The sequence below is a fragment of the Rhizobium chutanense genome, from assembly GCF_002531935.1.
GTDB classification, from domain to species: Bacteria; Pseudomonadota; Alphaproteobacteria; order Rhizobiales; family Rhizobiaceae; genus Rhizobium; species Rhizobium chutanense.
In genome coordinates this window covers 12748-32461 of record NZ_NWSV01000037.1, presented here as the reverse complement: position 1 = coordinate 32461, position 19714 = coordinate 12748, and the positions used below count along the sequence as shown (strand labels likewise).

Genomic DNA, 19714 nt, shown 5'->3' with positions numbered 1-19714 from the left:
GAACGGCCGGGATCATCCACCAAAGCATCGCCGCTGGCGATTGTAGGATTCACAGTAGTGCGTTCCGCACTCGGGTCTGAAAATCTTGGTCGAGACCCAAGCTTTCCAGACAACGGAGACAACCGGAATGAAGAAGCCATCCTCGAAAATCCGTGACGAAATCGCCAAGCTGCAGGAACAGCTCAAGATAGCCGAGACCAAAGAAGCCGAGCGGATCGGCAGGGTCGCGCTCAAGGCAGGGCTCGGCGACATCGAGGTCGACGAGGCGGAGCTTCAGGCAGCGTTTGAGGAACTGGCCAAGCGGTTTCGCGGAGGCAAGGCTGCTTCGAACGGAAAGGAAAGGGGAGGGCCAGCCGTCACGCAGCAAACCGCGCCGATCTCATCTGGCGCGGGCACGGGCAGCGCTGGCGAGGCTTGAGCGCATGGCGAGGACGATGACATCCGATGCCCGCAAGAAGGATACGCGGGAGAAGATCGAACTGGGCGGCCTGATCGTGAAAGCCGGGCTGCGCTACGAGAAGCGCGCGCTATTGCTGGGCGCGCTGATCGATGTCGCCCGTCGGATCAAAGGCGAAGAAGGCGAGCGGTCCAGGCTGACGGAAATCGGCGCGGAGGCCTTTGGCAATGACGATCAATAGGATTGCGCTCGTCGTCGGCCCAGCGGCGTTGATGATCCTGGTCGTCATCGGAATGACGGGGATCGAGCAATGGCTTTCCGGTTTCGGTAAGACCGAGGCCGCACGGCTGGCATGGGGGCGGGCGGGAATCGCCCTGCCCTATGTCGCGAGTGCGGCGATCGGCATCTTGTTCCTGTTCGCGAGTGCCGGCGCGACCAGCATCAAGCAGGCAGGCTGGGGCGTCATCGTCGGCTGCGGCGGGACGATCCTGATCGCGGCTACCCGCGAAACCTTGCGACTTGCCGCTTTCACGAAAGCGCTACCTGCCGACAAGACGATCTTGACCTATCTCGATCCGGCAACGTCGATCGGAGCGGGTGCTTCGTTCATGGGTGCCTGCTTCGCACTTCGTGTTGTGCTCATCGGCAATGCGGCGTTCGCAAGGGCCGAGCCGAAACGCATTCAGGGCAAGCGGGCGCTCCATGGCGAAGCTGACTGGATGAAGCTGATGGAAGCGGCGAAGCTGTTTTCCGATACTGGTGGTATCGTCATCGGCGAGCGTTATCGGGTCGACAAAGACAGTGTCGGGAGCCAAGCGTTTCGAGCCGATAGCGCTGAGACGTGGGGCGCCGGCGGCAAGTCGCCGTTGCTGTGCTTTGATGGCTCCTTCGGCTCGTCGCACGGGATCGTCTTTGCCGGTTCCGGCGGCTTCAAGACGACGTCGTTGACGATCCCGACGGCGCTCAAATGGGGTGGCACGCTCATCGTGCTCGATCCATCGAACGAGGTCGCACCGATGGTCTCCGCGCATCGCGGCGGGGCGGGGAGGGACGTGTTCGTCCTCGATCCGAGGAAGCCTGATGTCGGCTTCAACGTGCTGGACTGGGTCGGGCGTTTCGGTGGAACCAAGGAAGAGGATATCGCGTCGGTCGCATCGTGGATCATGAGCGACAGCGGCGGCGCGCGCGGTGTCCGTGACGACTTCTTTCGCGCATCGGCGCTGCAGCTTTTGACGGCGCTGATCGCCGACGTCTGCCTGTCCGGTCACACGGATGAGCAGGACCAAACGCTTCGGCAGGTCCGCATGAATCTCTCGGAGCCGGAGCCGACATTGCGCAAGCGCCTGCAGGATATCTACGACAATTCGGGCTCGGATTTCGTCAAGGAGAACGTCGCAGCCTTCGTCAACATGACGCCGGAAACCTTCTCCGGTGTCTACGCCAATGCGGTCAAGGAAACGCATTGGCTTTCCTATCCGAACTATGCCGCGCTCGTGTCCGGAAAGAAATTCTCGACCAGCGACATCGCGGCCGGAAACACCGACGTCTTCATCAACATCGACCTAAAGACGTTGGAGACCCATTCCGGTCTTGCGCGCGTCGTCATCGGGTCGCTTCTCAACGCAATCTACAATCGCGACGGAAAGCTTGAAGGGCGCGCGCTGTTTCTTCTCGATGAGGTCGCCCGCCTCGGCTACATGCGGATCCTCGAGACCGCGCGCGACGCCGGGCGCAAGTATGGCATCACGCTGACGATGATCTATCAGTCGATCGGCCAGATGCGCGAAACCTATGGCGGCCGCGACGCGGCGAGCAAGTGGTTCGAGAGTGCCAGCTGGATTTCGTTTGCCGCGATCAACGATCCCGAGACCGCCGATTACATATCGAAACGCTGCGGCATGACCACGGTCGAGATCGACCAGGTCAGCCGTAGTTCCCAGGCAAGGGGATCGTCGCGAACACGCTCGAAGCAACTCGCGGCTCGACCACTCATACAGCCTCATGAAGTTCTGCGGATGCGCGCCGACGAACAGATCGTCTTCACCGCAGGCAACGCGCCGCTCCGATGCGGCCGCGCGATCTGGTTCCGACGCGCTGATATGAAAGCCAGCGTCGGCGAGAACCGGTTTCATTCGACGGGCGGACAGGAAAAGAAAGCTTCGAATTCTAAGCCTGCAGTAAACGCCGATGAAACCACACCGACTGTAATGTCTGCGGGCGAAGAGGGATAAAGCTTGGCGCAAAAGAACGTCATACCGTTCACGAAAAATCGGAAGGTCGCGAGCGGTCGTCCCGGCTTCAAGCCCTTGCGATCGGCGTCACGGCGTCACCGTCCCGGCCGCGGCAGAAGCTTTCCGACCGCGATTGTCTGGGCCGTGGTGATCGCCGCCGCCGGCTGGATGTATCTTGATCGCAGTGGTCATCTCTACAGCGCCGCTGCTTTTGTCAAAAGGCCTGCGAAAGATGCGCTATCGGCATCGTTCGTGCTCTGCGGCGACAGCCATCGGACGAACTGCGTCGTCGATGGCGACACCTTCTGGTTCGAGGGCCAGAAAATCCGCATCGGCGACATCGATACGCCTGAACTCAGCCCGCCCCGCTGCGAGGCTGAACGGGTCAAAGGTGAAGCGGCGAAGTCCCGTCTGCTGGCGCTGCTGAATGCCGGAAAGTTTTCGCTATCAGCGGGGTTCCGTGACGAGGACAAGTATGGGCGGAAGCTTCGCACCGTATCTCGTGCGGGCAATTCGCTGGGCGATGTTCTGATCAAGGAAGGCCTTGCACGGCCATGGGATGGCGCCCGCCATGGATGGTGCGAGGGGCACTGACAGCCATCATTGTTTTTCCTGCACGGGAGAGAAATAGGGGTTTGGGGAAAGGGAGGATGGAACCGTCCTCTTTCCCCATGGGAGGAAGTTTGAAGGAGGGGCTCGCCCTTCCTGTGAGGTTGAGAGTTGCGGCAGAGCCCTTCTCTCATAGCCGGTCCGGCCGGTCGATTCGGCAGGAACGGCTCACACGAGAGGCAAAGACCAGAGGCGGTAAGCCGCCTCTGGTCTGGAGCTCAATCCTCGCCCGGGTCGAAAGGCTCTTTGTCCTCAAGGCCGATATGCCACCGCTTGTCGGACCACCGGGAGGGGAGGTAGATTTCGTCACCACCGAAGTGCGCGATGATGATCTTGCCTGCCTCGTGGAACAAACCGAAATCGACCTTGTTGTCGATCGCCCAAAGCAGCGCCGCAGACAGAAACTCGCGCGAGATTTCCTTGGGGAGATGAACTTCAGCGTCGAAACTGCTGCGCAAATGTTCAAGCCCGGTCAGCTGCTGATCCGACAGTTTCCGGTCTTCGCCAACCGGCTGTGGGATTTGATGCTTTGTCATCAGGGTCTCCTTTTCGTTTCTGACGAAAAGTGTCCGCACCGTAGCCCGTGAGGGGTCAGGGACCGCGGAACGCGGCCGCCCTGCGGCGAGCGGAGGAACCGATTTTCTTTGTGCCGCTTGCGGTGCGGGGAAAATTGGAGGGGCCGCGATGTCCTTGACGCCGGAACGGCGGGTGCACAATGGAACGTCAGAGAGAGATAGAACCGCGTCCGGAAGGGACGCGACCGCTTGCCATCTCCGATGGCCGCGAGTCCCAGCCGTCTCCCGACAACAATTTTTGACAGTGGCATTGCTTCCTGCTGCGAGAGGATCGTGACCCGGCTGGGCGGAGACCGCATGCGGGCTCCGGTCGCAGCGCGACTAGAGCCGTGCGCCGTCGGCGCCTCGCCCGAACCCCACTCTTCACGGAAATGAATCGGTCGCAATTGTTCGATTCACATATGTCGTTGGACGCTCTGGCGGCGATCGGCGACTCTATGAATATGGCCACGCAACCCTACCAGCTCTACATCGAGCGAACTGATGCCGAAAAGAACATGGCCCGCTTCTACGCCATGCAGATTTCCATGTCGCTGTTCGGCGAAACCTGCCTGACGCGACGCTGGGGGAGGATCGGGACCTCTGGGCAAATGATGGTGCATCATTTCGGACGGGAGGAAGAGGCCGTCAGACTGTTTCTCGACCTGACACGGCAGAAAAAGGCGCGTGGCTATCGACCGAGAACTATTGCCCAGCGGCCATCCAGCTGACCAACGATCCACGCCCAGCCGGAACGAAGGAAAAGGCGCGAGGACGCCCACGGCGCGTCATTCGCGCCGATTCCAATCTGTCTCGAAGTTGAGCTCAATCTCGACAAAGAACGGGATCTTGATCGCGAGCTTCAGCCCGAGCTTTCCCTTGCGGAAGAAATGACAGATCACCTTGACGAGATTGCCGAGCCGGCGCCCCGTGGCTGCGAGGAACTTTGCGAGTTGTTGCATGGTAGGTTCTCCTTTCGAATTGCTGGTATCGCGGGGATCGAAAGCAGACCTCGAAGGAGGGCCGCACCGGAACGGTCGAAGCGCGAGCGGAGAACCTGGAGCCGCCTGAATTTTGGTTGGGCGAGGAGCCGCATGCGGCGGGGAAAATTCTGGCGGCGCAAGGTTGCGGCGTGACGCGAGGACTGCAACATCCCCTGACGTAGATGACAGCTGTGTCGAAAGGAGAGATGCGATGGCGCGGTTGTTCCTCGGGCGGAAAGCGCTGGAATCGAAGACGGTGATTGCCGACGAAGCTCGGCTCTGAAATGAGAAGAGAAGTCGCCTCAGAAGGGCGGCTCGGTCTTGATGGTGCCGACCTGCTCGGCCAGTTGCACGGCGAGCTCGGCCCGTGCAAGTTCAAGCTCGCCCTCGATCTGGCGGCGCTCGGCCGCGTCGCATGCGTTGTTCAGCTCGGCGCGCAGCTCTTCGATGTGCTGTTCGATCGTCATGGTCTCATCTCCTTGAGTTCGTGAAAGACGAGCTCGCAGGGCGGGACGGGATGGCGGGGTCAGGGATCGCGAATGCGACCGCCGGAGGCGGCGAGTGGGGGAGCCGATTTTATCGGAGCGCAGGGAACCGGAACGGAGATAAAATTGGGGGCTAACCGCTCGTCCTTGATGCCGCCGGCCCGGCCCGGCACCATCGGGCAATCTGAGTGGCTATCCCCGTTTCCGTATGGCACCGAAAAAGCCGGAACCTGGCTCGATGCCTGGTTCCGGCTTTTCACTTTGGCAGGAGAGGCCCCGCCTTGCGGCGGAGCCTCGAGAACCTCAGTCGCGGTTGGGGCGTGACCAGATCAGCTGCAGGCCATCTTCGCCTTCGACTTCGGCCAGCGTTGCGTAGATCGGGGCTGGGAAGCTCGGGTCGTCGAGCTTGACCGAGAGGTAGTCGCGGCCCTGCTCGGAGGTCTTCTGCCAGGCGGCGCCGAGCTCGACGTTGCCGGCGTAGATGCGGAAGTGCGGCCCCTTGTCGGAGGGGTTTTCGACGCGGGCGATGCGGGCCTTGACGTTGAGGGCGAGGGTGCGGATCGAGCCGGAGAAGCCGTTTTCGGTGGAGGTGAAGGTGCCGATGGTAGCCATTGTCCAAGTTCCTTTTGCTGTTTCGGGCCGCTCCATTGCGGCCTCGATGGCTGTCGCAAAGACCGGGGACGATCGGACCGCACCCACAGGGCCGAAATGAAATGGAGGGCGGTCGGGAGGAACTTTGTTGCCGCGCGAGGAATGGCGGCGCAGCCGCCAGGGGAAGAAAGTTTCGGATGGCCGTTGCGGGAGGACGATCGAGGCGAAGCCGCTCTCCGGTCAGACATGCCTCATCGAGCCCGCAAATGGAGCGCCGCTGACGTCAGGCAAAGGGACGTGGCAATGGCTCCCCTCGAAGGGCAACGGCAATGGTCGAAAGCGGTGCGGCGGCAATCCACATCGGCAAACGTCCAGGGACGCCGTCCGACTGCATCAGTGCTATCCGGAAATGGAGGCGGGAAATCCGTAGCTGTTGTCGGAAAGCTCGGAGCTCACGGCCATGTCGAGAGAATTGTCTGCGCGGCGAAAGACCTCGTAGGTGATCCTGTCGACGATTTCGTTGTTTTCTCCGAAGACCAGCACGCGTGGCTTGAGCTCGATGATGTCATCGATTTCGCAAAAGACGCTGGACGCGATGATAATCTCATCGCCTTGCTGGCACGTGCGGGCGGCCGCACCGTTGAGAATGCAGCACCTGGAGCCAGGATCACCGTAGAGCACATAAGTGCTGATCCGCGCTCCAGACATCTTGTTCCAGATTTCCACGTATTCCAGCGGTTTCAGGCCGACCTCCCGGCAGAAGTCCGCATCGATCGTGATCGAGCCGTGGTAGTTCAGTTTTGCGTCGGTCACTCGAATGCCATGCAGCTTCGCGCCCACGTATTTTTCCACGGCCTGCCCCTCTCCAGTCGGTATATTCGCAATCCCACCTATATTTGTGCAATGCAGCATTCCGCAACAACCTATGTGGCGAACTGTGCTCATTACAAACAACCTGAACAGGCAAGGAGGGTGGAAATTCCCTTTGTCGCCAATGGCCTTGGACGTCATGCCCTCGAAACCGTCGGTATGAAACTTGGAATGACAGCCCGTTGTATTCGGTGGCGCGCGAGATATCGTTCAGGCGCGATTCGTCGCCCAGGAGGATTTATGCGTCAGCAGACAAAACCGTTCATCGTCGAGAGGAAACCGTCTCGCAAACCCAAGTCCGATGCAAAAAAGGCATCGATCTGGGGCAAGCTGGACCTCACCCTGAACCAGCATCCGCAAATCGAACGAGAGCCAATCAACGAGACGGCAGTCGGCATTGACCACCATCCCTGGTTCAAGGCTGCCCTATGCCGCCCCCTTGCTGCTACTCTCCTCGAACCCCTGCAGACCGTGAAGATAGCTGACTGCGCGCTGGGCATGCGCCGCAGCCTGGAAGATCGCACGCTTGTCATTCGAAAGGACGGTGAGCCAGGACTGAAGGTACGAGGCGTGATTCGGTCTTGGCTCCAGCTCTGGAGCGATCCCGAGGTCAGCGCACAGGAAGCAACTGCCGAGTTCGGCGATCAGTTCCTCGCGAGCGCGCTCGCTCCTATCTTTCGAATATCGGCTGAGATCGCGGCCGATTCGTCGCGGATTTGCCGTCCAGTGCGTCACCTCGTGACTCTTCGTCGCCACGTACGAAGCCGCGTCGCGAAAGGTCTCGAACGGAGGCATCTGGATGTGGTCGGTCACCGGGGAGTAATATGCCTGCGATCCGCCATGTCGGATGACCGCGCCGGTGTTGCGGAAGAAGCGATCGGCAATCTCGATCCGCTCAATCGGATCGAGGACCGTTACCGGGCGATGGTAATAATGGTCCGGCAGACCGTCGATCTGGTCACCGTTGAAGACGGAATATGCCTTCAAGAAGGGAATTTCCCGGTCGACATCGTTGCCGTTGCGGACGGTCTCGGACTTGGTGAAGCGGCTGGCGAACACGACGGTCGAGCCGGTTTCGCCCTTGCGAACCGCAGCGCCAAGTGCCAGCGACTGCTTGAACGTCATCCACATTGGTGAGGTAAAACCTCTCGCCGTCCCCTCGGACCACAGGAGGAGTACGTTCATGCCCGAATAGGGCTGGCCGTTGTGGCGCAGCGGCCGCGTTATCCGACCCTTAGTGTTTGCCGAGTTCCACGGCTGCATCCATGGGCGAACCCCTTTCTCCAGATCCTCGACGATTTTGTCAGTGATCCGTGTGTAGATGTCGGCGCGTTGGCCTTCGTCCTTCCTGCTCATTTCAAACCTCTAATTCAAGGAGGTCGCGCCGATCGCGACCCCGTCACGGCGGTCCAAAGGGCGGAGCGGAAAGGTGTGAAGGCACCGGCAGGCCGGAACGGACGTGGAGGACGGCGAAGCCGTTGCCCGAACGCCTCGTTCCGCCAGGACCAAAAGCCGGACGGGGCGCGACAGGCCGATCTCGGCGTCACCGCCTCGGCATGCGTGCCCCTCGCCGTGGAAAAGGCGGAGCCCAAGCCCCGCCGGAGAAGCACTTAGTCGAAGGCCGAGATCTGTGCTTCGGCCGCCTTGCGATCGAGAGAGTGACCTGGGTTTTCGACGGGCCGATCGAAGGGCTTCCAGGTCTCACCGACGATTTGCTTGTAGGCTGCAACGGCGCCCTCCGCCGCCATCCGAAGCGCATGAGCCTGCACGCCCATGTCGGCGGCAAACTCTCGCCTGCGCTGCGCAGCACTGTCGTAGCCGACAGGGCCGTCGAGGTCCTCGTCGCGGGCGTCGTTGGCAGCCTTGGCCGTGGCATCGCGCGCCTCGGTGACGGCGCGGCTGTAGAACTGGCCCGCGCCGTGCGCGGAACCGACGAAGGCGCCGACGATCCGCTGCAGATGGATCTGCATGGCCTTTTCGCCGAGGCCATCGCTCAGAGCATCGGCCGTCTCGGAGATGAGACGCTCATGGAGATCGCGGATTCCGTCGCTGTCGACGATCGTGGTTCCGAAGCTCTCGGCGATTTTCAGTGCCTGGGCGCTGTCGGGGCATGTGAGCCGGACCATCTCGACGGTGGCACCTTTGCGCAGGGCCACGACGCGGGCGGATTGACGAGAGGGAGTAGCGGGCTTTGCCATGATGTCTTCCTTTCAACCTCGAAGCGGCTCCGGCCCCGTGCCGGTTTGCCCTTCGGTGCGGTCGCCCCGAACCGGCGGAAGACGGACGTTTCAAGGTCCGGAGACGACAGGCAGAGCGGAGCCGGGTTGCTGGCTAGCGGGGCATCCTGCCCTGCGACGCCCGCGAGCCTGCTCCGTGAAGGACGGCGGTTTCCGGCCGCCCCGCGGCGCGGAACGCGGCCTTGAAACGACCGGCCGCTGGTTCAGACCGCAGCAGAACCGAAGGGCAAACCGGCACGGGTCCGGTCCACCAAGGTGTTGAAAGGAAGATGGCTGCCGGGGACGTTACACATCGTCACTTCCCCAACCGGCCTCACGCTCAACCGGCGCGATGGGGGTCTCGGCCGAAGGTTTCGACTTGGGAAGCCGATAAGATTGCAGCCAGCTCGGACCGTGCGTGTTTCGAAGACCGCGGAGTGTCCCGCCATCGTCATAGGGCGCGCCACCCATCCAGACGTTGTTCAGGATGCTTTTCCAGCGACGCCCGTGTCTCGCGGCATAGGCCTGGAGCGCTGCATGTTGTTCGTCGGTCAAGGGAGGAAGCCGTTCGCGCTTCGGAACACCGCCGCACCTACTCGGAGTGACTTCAGCCAGACCTTCCTTCGCGGCGATCATTCGCCTGAGCTCCGACACACCCGCATCGAGGCACGCCTGTCCGTCGAGGTGGTGGAACTGCTGCCAGAACGCGGTGCGCTCCGCGGACGATGGCCCAATGCCGGCTCTCAGTTCGAGGTCTCCGATCGTTCCCATGGCGCTAGACCTCCTCTCGTAGCTGAGCCGCGTCGCCAATTGGCCCGAACCGTTTTCGAAAGGCAGCTATCGCAGCATCCTGCCGGGTCAGCTTTCGTGTCAGCGCATCGACTTCCGGCTGCCGCTCCGCCGTTAGGGCGGCGAGATTGTTGCGATAGCGTTCGAGGAAAGAACCGGTATCCGGCGCCTTCCCGCGCCGATATCCGGTTTGCCGGCGCGCGAGCTGCGGCAGGATCGATGTTATCCGGCGCATGACCTGGCGATCAATCAGTTCCAATTGGCGCTGCGTCTGCCGCCGCGCGTCTTCCATACGCGACAGTTGCGCATGTTGGATTGGCGTCGCAGTCATCACGCAACCCTCCCTCGCCAACCCACAAAACTGGAAGGGCCGTCATAAGGATCGTGACGGTCGGGATCGATGACGAAACCGAAGCGGTCACGCGCAGCGTATTCGGCGCGGGGCACGAGAAAGCGCATCTCCTCCGCCCGCCCATCGCGCCCGCCGCCACGTGTGGCAATCACCTCCGTCATGTCGGCATGGTGGCTGGAAAAGATCGCGGAGATGACGATCCAGTCGCCGGCATGCTTGCGCTCGAAGGCTTCCCGGTCCTTTGTCCAGGATTGGCCGGGCGCCAGTTCGCGGCCGTGGATCTCCTCCCAGGCGGACGGCCAGCTGTTGCGGATCGTCTCGTCCGCACATTTGCGCTCGTAGGACGTGAACAGGTCCGGAAAGGTGAGGGCGACGATCGCCCATTCCGAGTCTTCCTCGTACCAGGGCGAGGATTTTCGCAGCATCGGCAGGATGCGGGCATTCCGCTCGGCCGACAGATGAAACCCGCCATGACCGGCTGTCATATGAGAGACGATCCCTTCGGCATAGGTGGTGGCGAGCTGTGACGGACCCCATGGCGTACTCGCTGCCATGCGGGTCTGGATCCGCCCGAGCGCGGATAGTTCACCCTTATGCTGTACGGTCTCGAACACACACGCGCGGAACGTTGTCTCATCTTCGAGGCGCCCTTCGTGACCGTGGAAATCATCCCGCGTCAGCTCTGACAGCTGGCGAGTGAGGCGCCAGGCGCTCGCGAGGACGCTGGCGCCATCGCGTGCCGGCACCATTGCCCTGAAGGTATCGGCGATCCGGGCGACCGGGAACCCGTCGGCGCTGACGCCGAATTCCACGCCCAGATCCTCTGAGGTCGAGGCCAGTTCGTGCTGAAGATTAGAGGTCCTCATGCGGCAACCCTCCCTTCAACGTGAACGGCCGCGACCTCGTCGGCGGTCACCTCTTCGAGCACGGCGTTCGGGTATCCATGCTCTTTCAGCCAGGCCGCTGCCGCCTCGCGGTTGTCGGCTAGATGGACGAGTTCCGCGTTCGCACCGGCGCGATCGAAGACGCGGACCGAGCCGAATGCGGGGCGTTGGAGAACCTTGAAGGTGAGCTGAGAATCAAGACCGAAGGTTCGGTGAATGCGCATGACGACGGTATCCTTGCCGCCGAAATCCGCCTCATGCAGCGTGAAATATCCCGGCGAGGCGTAGTTTCCGGATTGGCGCGGACCTTCCTTGCGGATCAGGCGTCCGCTGCTGTTGCGGGTCTGCCAGGCCGCCAGCTTCTTCTTGAAACGCTCGGGCGGGCGCGGTGTGCCGTCGGACCAGGCGACGATGGAGCCGATCGGGGCGAGGTCATAGATCAGGGAAGCAGACATCAGATATCTCCTTGAAGTCCTGCTGTTGATGGAAACAAAACCGCCGCCGGATGGCCGGCGGCGGTCGTCGATCGGATAAGACGGGATGGCGGCCTATTCGGCCGCGATGCCGTAGGCGGTTTCGTCCTCGTCAGGAGCGCCGTCACCGGCCTCCAGATCGGGGGCCTCCAGATCGGGGGCGTCGAGATCGGCGGCCTCGCCGGCGGCGCCGCCGCCCGCGAGCTCGTCTTCAAGACCATCCGTCGCTTCTTCAGTGGTGACGGTGTCCTCCTCTTCGACGATCTCGCCTTTCTTGATCAGGTCGGCAAGTTCCCTTGGATCGGGCGCGAACAGGGCTGCCGGGTGGACGAAGTGCCCTTCCTTGAAGTGCTCGACGAGTGCTGCGCGGGTCTCGCGGACCTTTTGGCGCGGCAGAACCGAGGCGTCCTTGCACGAAGCCTCGAGCGCCTGCCGCGACAGGCAAAGCAGGAAGTCCTCCGTGCCCATGTTCGGGAGATAGCCATCCGCGCCGACGGCCTCGCCCGCGATGCGCGAGACGATACCGCTGTTCGACATACCGCGGCGGCACGAAAGCACATCGACCAGCATCGAACGTGCGGCAACCCGCAGCGTGTCGATGTCGAAGGAGAGCCTGCCGTCGGTGTCGAGCAGCCGAACCGCATGGCGAGCGAACCGCTTCGTGCCGAAGACGGTGTCGTTTGCCCCGGAGTCGACCCGGACATTCAGACCGGCGAAGGCGAGCACGAGGAGCGCCGTCAATGTGTCGTCCTCGATCGGCGCGCGGGCGAGCGCCTCGTGCAGCGCGTCTGTCCTGAGATCACCGATCATGTCGTGACCCTTCTGCGTCACATCGGAACGCGGCTTCGGCGCGTCGATCCCATCGTCGCCGGCGCTGGCGCCGCTTCCAGCGACGGCTCCCTTGCCTGCGGTCTTTTTCTCCTCCGGCATCCGGTAATGGACGGTCTGAACCCTGCCGTTCCGATCCAGATACATGGCGGTGTGGTCGCCTTTGCCTGGCTTGCCGTAGACGCGGCTTGCCTTCTGCGGCAGCTTCGCCTCGCCCCATTGCGTAACCTCGGCGATTACGCCCTTCTTGGGCAGATTGTTCGTCATCCACTCCTGCTGGGCGCCGAGATAGGCTTCGACGTTGGTGGTATAGCGGCTGTCCTCATCGGCAGGGGCAAACAGATCCTCGATCCATTCAATGCCGTAGGCCTCCCTGAGATCGTCGCCGAAGCTCGCATCCTTTGCATACATGCGGGTCTTGCTCAGCGCGTTGGCGATCTGGAACCACGTGGCAGGCTGGCCCTTCTTCGGCTTCTGCGCTTTCCAGACTTCCTTCTGCTCATCTAGGTGTGCTGCCGCGATCGTCCGAAGCTGCTGCTCGTTCGGCATGTCGCCGAGAGCCATCTGATCGAGCATTGCGGGCAAGACGTTGGCGAGCAGCCGCAACTTGCGAATCTGCCGGACGGGCAGGGCAAGTGCCACTGCAATTGCTTCCTCGGTCCAATCGAGTGCGATCAGGCGTTCGATCCCACGCCACTGGTCGACGGGGTTGAGCGGCTCCCTGGCGATGTTTTCGACCATCGACCGCATGGCGCCATTGTCGTTGGCGGCTTCGACTACGAGGACCTCGATTTCTTCGAGGCCTGCGGCAATCGCCATGCGGGTGCGCCGATGACCGGCTTCGATGACGTAGCCGTTCCCGCCACCGACCTCGGCAAAGATGACGGGCGGCTGGATGATGCCGACGGCCTTGATGGTGGCGAGCAGCAGGGCGTCGGCCTGCGGCGTGGATTTGGACTGGCGGGTGTTGTCCGGGTTGTCCTTCAACGAGCGCGGATCGACCTTCATGATCTGCATGGGATTTTCCTCTTCCGGGATGCGGGACGCGGCCCTGTTGCCGGCCCTTCCTGTCTTCATTTCTTTCGAAGACACCTCCCGGACCGCAGTGCGGGCGGACCGGCGCAACTGCGGCCGAGCGTCCCTGCCGCGAAGGACAAGCGGGGCTTAAAGCCCTGCGCGGAACGAGTGGCCGGGATGCGGAGGCGGCGATTGAGCGCAAGCGGCGACGGGAGGACCGATCTGCGACCGGTTTCCTGTCCTTCCTTCTTCTCACCCTCCTACTCGCACTTTTGAGAGTTCACGGCGGTCAGGAAGGCGCCGTAGGCTGGTGTGCAACTCAAGGAGGTTCCAATGCACGATGCAAATGAGATATTTGCCTTTCAGATCGTTCCGGGAAAAGACGAGATCCTGGTGTTCACCGAGACCTTGGGAATCGCCCGGCAAGAGGCGTCCGAGCCTTTCCGACTTCGTGACGGTCCTGAACGACCCGGAGGATATGAGCGAGCGGCTGATCGAAACGATCGAGCGTGTCGAGCTGATTTCCTGAGCGCGGTGAAGCCGCCGGCGACCCGATCGTCAGGGTCGGTGCATCGACAAACGGAAATCAGGACAAAAAAAGAGGGCCACGAGAAAACTCGGGCCCTATAGGTATGAAGGTAATTTAAACCTCCAGAGGGGAACAGCTGCTGCGGCGGCACTGGGAGGAAAACCGCCATGTGCATCAGCTGTGAGCACTATGCTCAAATTTCGATCGGAAAGAAAGCAAATATTGTGCAATGCAGCTATGCAAATGCTGCGCTGCATCAAAATCACTGCCCCAGATCAAGCAGCGACCGCCGGGGCGTCGTCGTTCCAAACTGACGCGGCTGCAAGAGCATCGTCGACGTCACGAAGCTGTCGGCGCTTTTCGGCAAGTTCGTCGGCGAAGGCGAAAGTGCCCCCATCGCGCGAGCGATAGGAGACGAGCCGCCGATGCGCCTCCTCCAGGCGATGGCGATTGCGCTCGCGTTCCTCCTCGAACCCGTCGAGCGCATGCTCGAGGCGGGAGATGGCGCCGAGCGGCGTCACGGTGACAGCAAGGTCGACTTCGTAGTCGGCGCCGGTGCGCTGGAGCGTGGTGGCGTAGCGATACCCATCGCCCTGTCCGAAGCGCTCGCCCTCGTAGACCAGATCGAAGCCGCCGATGGATGCGAGGTGAACCTCGCCCTCTTGCTGAAGCTGGAGGAGCGTGAGAATTTCCTTCATCAGCGCGCGACCAGCCTCCTTACGCTCATCGTATTCCTTACCAAGGACCTTTATCGCAAACGCGTCGCCCGCTGTAGGCACAAGCCGCCCGATATCCTGGCCGATCTCACCGATGCGGCGGGTCGAAACCTCGATGTCACGTTCCGCATCGCGCATCTGCCGGCGCACCGCATACTGGTCATCGTCATGGGCGGCGCGCAGTCTTTCCAGCCGCGCGATATCGGCTTCGAGACCCGCCTTCTGCATCAGCCGCTCATCGCCGGAGGCGATTGCCTTGGCCATGGCAAACTGGTTGGCCTGTCCTTCACCGAGGTCTTCGAGCCGGCGGATCGATGTATCTCCGCTCAGCGCAGCCGCGATGAAACGGGCCTTGCGCTCGTTGTTTTGCCACATGGAGGCGTCGAGGCTACCTTCGGTGGCATAGGCGAAGATGTCGACGACATCATGCTGATTGCCCTGCCGGACGATGCGACCTTCGCGCTGCTCGATGTGAGACGGCAGCCAGGGTACGTCGAGATGATGCAGCGCCTTGAGCCGGAGCTGGGCGTTGACGCCCGTTCCCATCGTCTCCGACGACCCGATCAGGAACCGAACCCGGCCGGCGCGCACGTCGGCGAACAGCCGCTGCTTGGCCTCGGTCCTCTTGTGGTCCTGCATGAAGGCGATTTCCGACGGGGGAACACCAAGCCGCACGAGCTCATCGCGAATCCAGCGGTAAGCCGAAAAGCCGCGGGTTTTCTCGACGTTGATCGTGCCGAGATCGGAAAAGATCATCTGCGCGGCGCCGGGCAGCTCGAAGGGCTTGCCGTCCGGCCGGAGATAGGTGCTGAAGGCACTCTCCTGCCAGATGCGGAAGGCATTGCGGATGAGGAGGTTGAGCTTGTTGTCCTCCTCATTGTCGTTCGCCGGCATGACGAGACGAAGATCAATCGCCGCATGGCGGCCGTCGGTGATGACCGAGAGCAGGATATCGTCGCCGGGCTCAGCCGGTCCCTCGCGCATCTCGATCGCCTTGATGCGGGCGTCGAGGATCTGCTGATAGGATTTGAAGGCAGGCGTCGGCTTGGCGGTCAGGATCTGCCGCCGGCCGGTGGAGATGTCAGGCACCTTGACGTATTCGCGGAGATCCGCCGGCGTGACGACGTCGGCGAAAGCGCGGAACATGGCGATCAGTTCCGGGACATTGACGAAGCTCGCGAACCGGCTGACCGGCTTGTATTTGCCGGACGGCTGGATCTCCAGCTCGGTGGTCGTATCGCCGAAGCAGGACGCCCAGGCATCGAACTCGTGCAGGCCGCGTTCGGCGAGAGCCTCGTGGCCGAGCAGGCGCTGGATCGAGAACATCTCGCCGAGAGTGTTGGTGATCGGCGTGCCGGAGGCAAGCACAAGGGCGCGGCCCGGGTTCTTCGTTTCGAGGAACCGGGACTTCACATAGAGGTCCCAGGCGCGCTGCGAGCCATTCGGATCGATGCCCTTCAGCGTCGACATGTTGGTCGCGAAGGAAAGCTTGCGGAACTCCTGGGCTTCATCGACGATGATCTGGTCGACACCGATCTCGGCGATGGTGAGCAGATCGTCCTTTCTGGTCGCAAGCCCTTCCAGACGCTCCTGCAGACCTTCCTTCAGCCGCTCGAGGCGCTTGCGCGAGACGCGGTCCTCGCTGTCGACCTTGGTCAGCAGCTCCTCGTAAAGTTCCAGCTCATCGTGGATCATCTGTTGTTCGAAGGCGGACGGCACGGCGATGAACCTGAAGGCCGAGTGCGTGATGATGATCGCATCCCACGTCGCCGTCGCTGCGCGCGACAGGAAGCGGGCGCGCTTGTCCTTGGTAAAGTTCGTCTCGTCGGCGACGAGGATGCGGGCATTCGGGTAGAGCGCCAGGAACTCGCGCGCCGCCTGTGCCAGGCAATGGCCGGGGACGACGAGCATGGCCTTGGCGATCAGCCCCAGGCGGCGCTGCTCCTCGATGGCAGCTGCCATCGTCATCGTCTTGCCGGCGCCGACGGCATGCGCAAGATAGGTCGATCCGGAGGAGATGATCCGCCAGATACCGCGTTTCTGGTGCCCATAAAGAACAAAGGCGCCCGAGGCGCCCGGAAGTTTGAGATGCGAGCCGTCGAAACGTCTTGGCGCGAGATTGTTGAACCGGTCGTTATAGACCCGCGCCAGGCGGTCGGTGCGATCGGGATCGGTCCAGACCCAGTTCTGGAAGGCTTCCTTGATTTTCTGCAACTTGTCGCGCGCCGCCTCGGTGTCGACAACGTTCAGGACCCGGCGCTCGCCGCCGGCATCCTTGTAGACGTCGAAGATCTGCGGCACGCGGCTGTTCAGCGCATCGGCGAGCAGTTCACCGGCATCGCGGCGGCTTGTGCCCCATTCGGATGTGCCGGCGGCACTGTAGCCAAGCTGCCGTGCCTCGACGGTCCAGCTCCCAAGCTCCGGCATGTGGTAGATCCGGATCTCGGCACCCATCATCTCCTTTACAAAAGCCACGACATCGCTGGCAGGAATCCACGGCGCACCGAGGCGCGCGGTGATATCGGAGGGACGAAGGTCGGCGGGTTGGACTGCCTGAAGCGCGCGGACGTTGCGCTCGTAGGCTGGATCCAGCGCCGCGGCAGCTTCAGCGACGGCAAACTTGGTGCGGACCGGACCGGCGAGATAGGCGTCCGCCGTCTGCCACGAACCGTCGGCCGGATCCCGGAAAATTGCGTCACCGAGTTCGTCGACGACCGCATCGGCGGGCCTGTGCAACAGCTCAGCGATATGCTCGACGTCCACGCGACCGCGTTCGTTGAGCACGACGGCCAGCGCGTCCGCGGCACTGGTGATTTCGGGCGGGGCAGGCGGCGAAATCACACGCTCCGAAAAGATCGGGCCTGGTTTTGCCGTATCGGTGTCGAGGTCGTAATTCTCGATCGAAGCGACCAGCCAGCAATCGGGATCGTCGAGGAAGGGCTGCAGGTTCGGGCGGCGGTGGGTTTCGCGCACCTCGCCGGATTCTTCATCCTCGCTGATCGAGACCGCGGTGTGGTTGATCGGTCCGAAGTCGCGCACGAAGCTCGACCAAGCGATGCGCAGGCGAACCTGCAGATCGCGCCACGGCCGATCCTGCTCCTGGGCCTTCAGCACCTCGCGCACGGCGTCGCGGATCGGAATCAGCTTCTTGATGATGCCGACGTGCTTTTCGGACAGGCCTTCGCCTGATCGCCCTTTTCGCAAGATCACGGCTGTCGGAGATCCGTCGACCATCTGCATCAGACCGTGCCTGTTGTCGATGAAGAAGCTACCCTCACGGACCTTGGCGTCGCCTGGGCGAAGGTCGACGATCTCGCCAAGCTCATCCTCGAGGTCGATGTCGATTGCGGTCGGCTCGCCGTCATAGCGGCCTTCGGGAAGGCGCCGGATGGCATCCTCGAGAGCCAGCTGCAGATCCTCCTCAGCGCGCGGCCGGCAGGTGTAGGTTTCGCCAAAGGGTCCGGAGGTGAGGGCGTGATTGCCGAGCACGAATTCGGGATGCCGCGCGAACCAGCGGTTCACGCGAATTGCACCTTCGTCTCGGCTTTCGGGCCGCAGTTCCTCAAGATCGAGCCACGACAAGTCGCCCTCGGCATCCGCGACTTTGCGCTTGCGGAAGAAGAGAAGATCGACCACGACATCCGTGCCGGCGTCGCGGCGGAAGCTGCCCTCCGGTAGTCGGATCGCGGCGATCAGGTCGGCGGTTTTGGCGATGTGCTCTCGCGCTGTCGCGTCCGCCTTGTCCATCGTGCCGGAACTGGTGACGAAAGCGGCGAGTGCGCTGGGTTTCAGCAGGTCGATCGACCGGGCGATAAAGTAGTCGTGCAGCCGGAGGCCGAGCGAGCGATAGGCCCGGTCTGACCGGACGGCCCGATCGGAGAAGGGTGGATTGCCGATCGCGAGATCATAGATCGGCGCCAGATCGGTGCGCGCAAAGTCGCCGGTGATGATGCGGGCCTTCGGCTGCAGCAGCCGGACGATTCTGGAAGTGACCGGGTCAAGCTCGACGCCGGTGACGAAGGTTTTGTCCCGGAACACGGCCGGCATGAGAGCTGGAAACAGGCCCGTGCCGATACCGGGCTCGAGCGCGCGGCCGCCACGCCAGCCGAGCCGCTGCAAGCCCGACCAGATTGCCCGGATGATGAACTCCGGTGTGAAATGGGCATATTGTGTGCAACGAGCGAGCGACGTGTAGTCGGCATCCGAAACAGCGCTTTCGAGCGAGCCACCGAGTTCGCTCCAGCCGGCGCGAAAGTCGATCTCGCCAGGGCGGCGGAACATCGTGTTCGCCAGCTCCGAGGCGCCGAAGCCGGTGAAGCGGACGAGTTGCGCCTGCTCTTTCGGAGTGGCTGGTCGATCCTGCTTTTCGATGCTATTCGCGATCAGGATCGCAGCAACATTGGCGCGGGCGCGATCCTTCCAGGATACGGCCAAGCCTCGATCCGCATCGTCGAGGTAGAAGTTGCACCGGTTGCCCTGCCGCCGGGGCGCCGGAGGTTCAATCGCCGCGACCGGCAAAGCCGGGGCAGGAGAGGGCGGCGTCGGTTCGGGGTCGTCGTCACTGGCTGCGACCGGCTCGAAGCCGCCGAATGCTGTGACGCCCAGGCCGAGGCCGGACGACAGCGCGCTGCTGCCGAACATGTCGAGAGTGAAGGGATCGTTGCTCATGAAATTTTCCTCGGGAAATGGGCGAGCGTCATCACCCCGCGGGAAGGACCGGCGGGACTGAAGGACACTCAGGGGTTTTGGGATTGGTGGCCAAACGGGCCGGGCCGGTCGCGAGAGCCTTAAGGCTTCGCGACCAGGACGAACTGCATCGAGTCTTGAAGGAACGCGATACGCAGGTGCGTCGCCTCCGGGGCCGCCGCCATCATCGCTTCGAGCTGTTCCGCATCGATGAAATCGACCCCGTCGTCGCCGCCGAAGGTCCGGCGTTTGACAGCGAACCAGTCGTCATTGGTGCGAGGATCGCATTCCGCGGCATAGACCACCAAAGGCTTGGCACCCTCGGGCAGTTTGCCATTGGACATCAGATAGACCCCCTGGTCGCCGACGAGCCAGAGACCCGGCTGTTCGTCCTTGCCAGGGCGCAGGCCGTAGTAGGGGTTGCGAAAGCCGCCATGGGCTTCCGCATCGGCGCGGCCGCGCGCGATGACGTCGCGGACCGATGTGAGCGGGAAGGAAAGCATA

The 19714-nt window shown here is 62.5% G+C and carries 19 protein-coding genes; 5 read left to right on the top strand and 14 right to left on the bottom strand.

The features are described from left to right. The first annotated feature begins 127 nt into the window (after positions 1-127). The 4 genes from traC to CO666_RS30585 all read left to right on the top strand — a co-directional run bounded on the left by traC (position 128) and on the right by CO666_RS30585 (position 3222). Entirely contained in the window at positions 128-418 is a 291-nt protein-coding gene (gene traC / locus CO666_RS30600) for a conjugal transfer protein TraC (RefSeq protein WP_097615715.1), read from the top strand. Positions 419-422: 4 nt separating this feature from the next. Then, complete coding sequence (gene traD, locus CO666_RS30595) at positions 423-638, top strand: type IV conjugative transfer system coupling protein TraD (protein ID WP_097615714.1); 216 nt, start codon at positions 423-425, stop codon at positions 636-638. Beyond that, on the top strand, positions 625-2628 hold the full coding sequence (traG, locus tag CO666_RS30590) for a Ti-type conjugative transfer system protein TraG (protein ID WP_245436898.1): 2004 nt from the start codon (positions 625-627) through the stop codon (positions 2626-2628). The genes traD and traG overlap by 14 nt, the downstream gene beginning before the upstream one ends. Positions 2629-2772: 144 nt before the next feature. Beyond that, the gene (locus tag CO666_RS30585; RefSeq protein WP_425352443.1) at positions 2773-3222 is read left to right on the top strand and encodes a thermonuclease family protein; all 450 of its coding nucleotides are present in this window, start codon (positions 2773-2775) and stop codon (positions 3220-3222) included. Between the two features lie 233 nt (positions 3223-3455). On the opposite strand, the gene CO666_RS30580 is transcribed toward CO666_RS30585, so the two are convergent. After that, positions 3456-3773 (bottom strand): hypothetical protein, encoded by a 318-nt coding sequence (locus CO666_RS30580; protein WP_097615713.1) that lies wholly within the window; start codon positions 3771-3773, stop codon positions 3456-3458. A gap of 446 nt (positions 3774-4219) precedes the next feature. On the opposite strand from CO666_RS30580, the gene CO666_RS30575 reads away from it, so the two are divergent. Beyond that, on the top strand, positions 4220-4522 hold the full coding sequence (locus CO666_RS30575; RefSeq protein WP_097615726.1) for a WGR domain-containing protein: 303 nt from the start codon (positions 4220-4222) through the stop codon (positions 4520-4522). 57 nt (positions 4523-4579) lie between these two features. Here the strand turns inward: CO666_RS30575 and CO666_RS34345 are convergent, their stop codons facing one another. The 13 genes from CO666_RS34345 to CO666_RS30515 all read right to left on the bottom strand — a co-directional run bounded on the left by CO666_RS34345 (position 4580) and on the right by CO666_RS30515 (position 19713). Beyond that, on the bottom strand, positions 4580-4753 hold the full coding sequence (locus tag CO666_RS34345) for a hypothetical protein (protein ID WP_174054281.1): 174 nt from the start codon (positions 4751-4753) through the stop codon (positions 4580-4582). 323 nt (positions 4754-5076) lie between these two features. After that, on the bottom strand, positions 5077-5241 hold the full coding sequence (locus CO666_RS34340; RefSeq protein WP_179869788.1) for a hypothetical protein: 165 nt from the start codon (positions 5239-5241) through the stop codon (positions 5077-5079). A gap of 321 nt (positions 5242-5562) precedes the next feature. Beyond that, on the bottom strand, positions 5563-5871 hold the full coding sequence (locus CO666_RS30570) for a DUF736 domain-containing protein (protein ID WP_015084482.1): 309 nt from the start codon (positions 5869-5871) through the stop codon (positions 5563-5565). Between the two features lie 378 nt (positions 5872-6249). Then, on the bottom strand, positions 6250-6702 hold the full coding sequence (gene panD / locus CO666_RS30565) for an aspartate 1-decarboxylase (protein WP_245436901.1): 453 nt from the start codon (positions 6700-6702) through the stop codon (positions 6250-6252). 444 nt (positions 6703-7146) lie between these two features. Beyond that, on the bottom strand, positions 7147-8076 hold the full coding sequence (locus CO666_RS30560; RefSeq protein WP_097615711.1) for an ArdC family protein: 930 nt from the start codon (positions 8074-8076) through the stop codon (positions 7147-7149). 254 nt (positions 8077-8330) lie between these two features. Continuing rightward, positions 8331-8918: a hypothetical protein gene (locus tag CO666_RS30555; protein ID WP_097615710.1), complete on the bottom strand. Its 588-nt coding sequence runs from the start codon at positions 8916-8918 to the stop codon at positions 8331-8333. A gap of 324 nt (positions 8919-9242) precedes the next feature. Further along, complete coding sequence (locus CO666_RS30550; protein ID WP_097615709.1) at positions 9243-9707, bottom strand: hypothetical protein; 465 nt, start codon at positions 9705-9707, stop codon at positions 9243-9245. Between the two features lie 4 nt (positions 9708-9711). Beyond that, positions 9712-10056: a hypothetical protein gene (locus CO666_RS30545; RefSeq protein WP_097615708.1), complete on the bottom strand. Its 345-nt coding sequence runs from the start codon at positions 10054-10056 to the stop codon at positions 9712-9714. After that, the gene (locus CO666_RS30540; protein WP_097615707.1) at positions 10056-10943 is read right to left on the bottom strand and encodes a DUF7007 domain-containing protein; all 888 of its coding nucleotides are present in this window, start codon (positions 10941-10943) and stop codon (positions 10056-10058) included. Before CO666_RS30540 ends, CO666_RS30545 begins: the two co-directional genes overlap by 1 nt. Further along, complete coding sequence (locus CO666_RS30535) at positions 10940-11416, bottom strand: hypothetical protein (RefSeq protein WP_097615706.1); 477 nt, start codon at positions 11414-11416, stop codon at positions 10940-10942. Before CO666_RS30535 ends, CO666_RS30540 begins: the two co-directional genes overlap by 4 nt. Positions 11417-11509: 93 nt before the next feature. Beyond that, entirely contained in the window at positions 11510-13279 is a 1770-nt protein-coding gene (locus CO666_RS30530; RefSeq protein WP_097615705.1) for a ParB N-terminal domain-containing protein, read from the bottom strand. Positions 13280-14083: 804 nt separating this feature from the next. Beyond that, positions 14084-19192 carry a DEAD/DEAH box helicase family protein gene (locus CO666_RS30520; protein ID WP_097615704.1) on the bottom strand — a complete coding sequence of 1703 codons (5109 nt, stop codon included), beginning with the start codon at positions 19190-19192 and terminating at the stop codon, positions 14084-14086. 119 nt (positions 19193-19311) lie between these two features. After that, entirely contained in the window at positions 19312-19713 is a 402-nt protein-coding gene (locus tag CO666_RS30515) for a DUF3085 domain-containing protein (RefSeq protein WP_097615703.1), read from the bottom strand. Between the last annotated feature and the right edge of the window lies 1 nt (position 19714).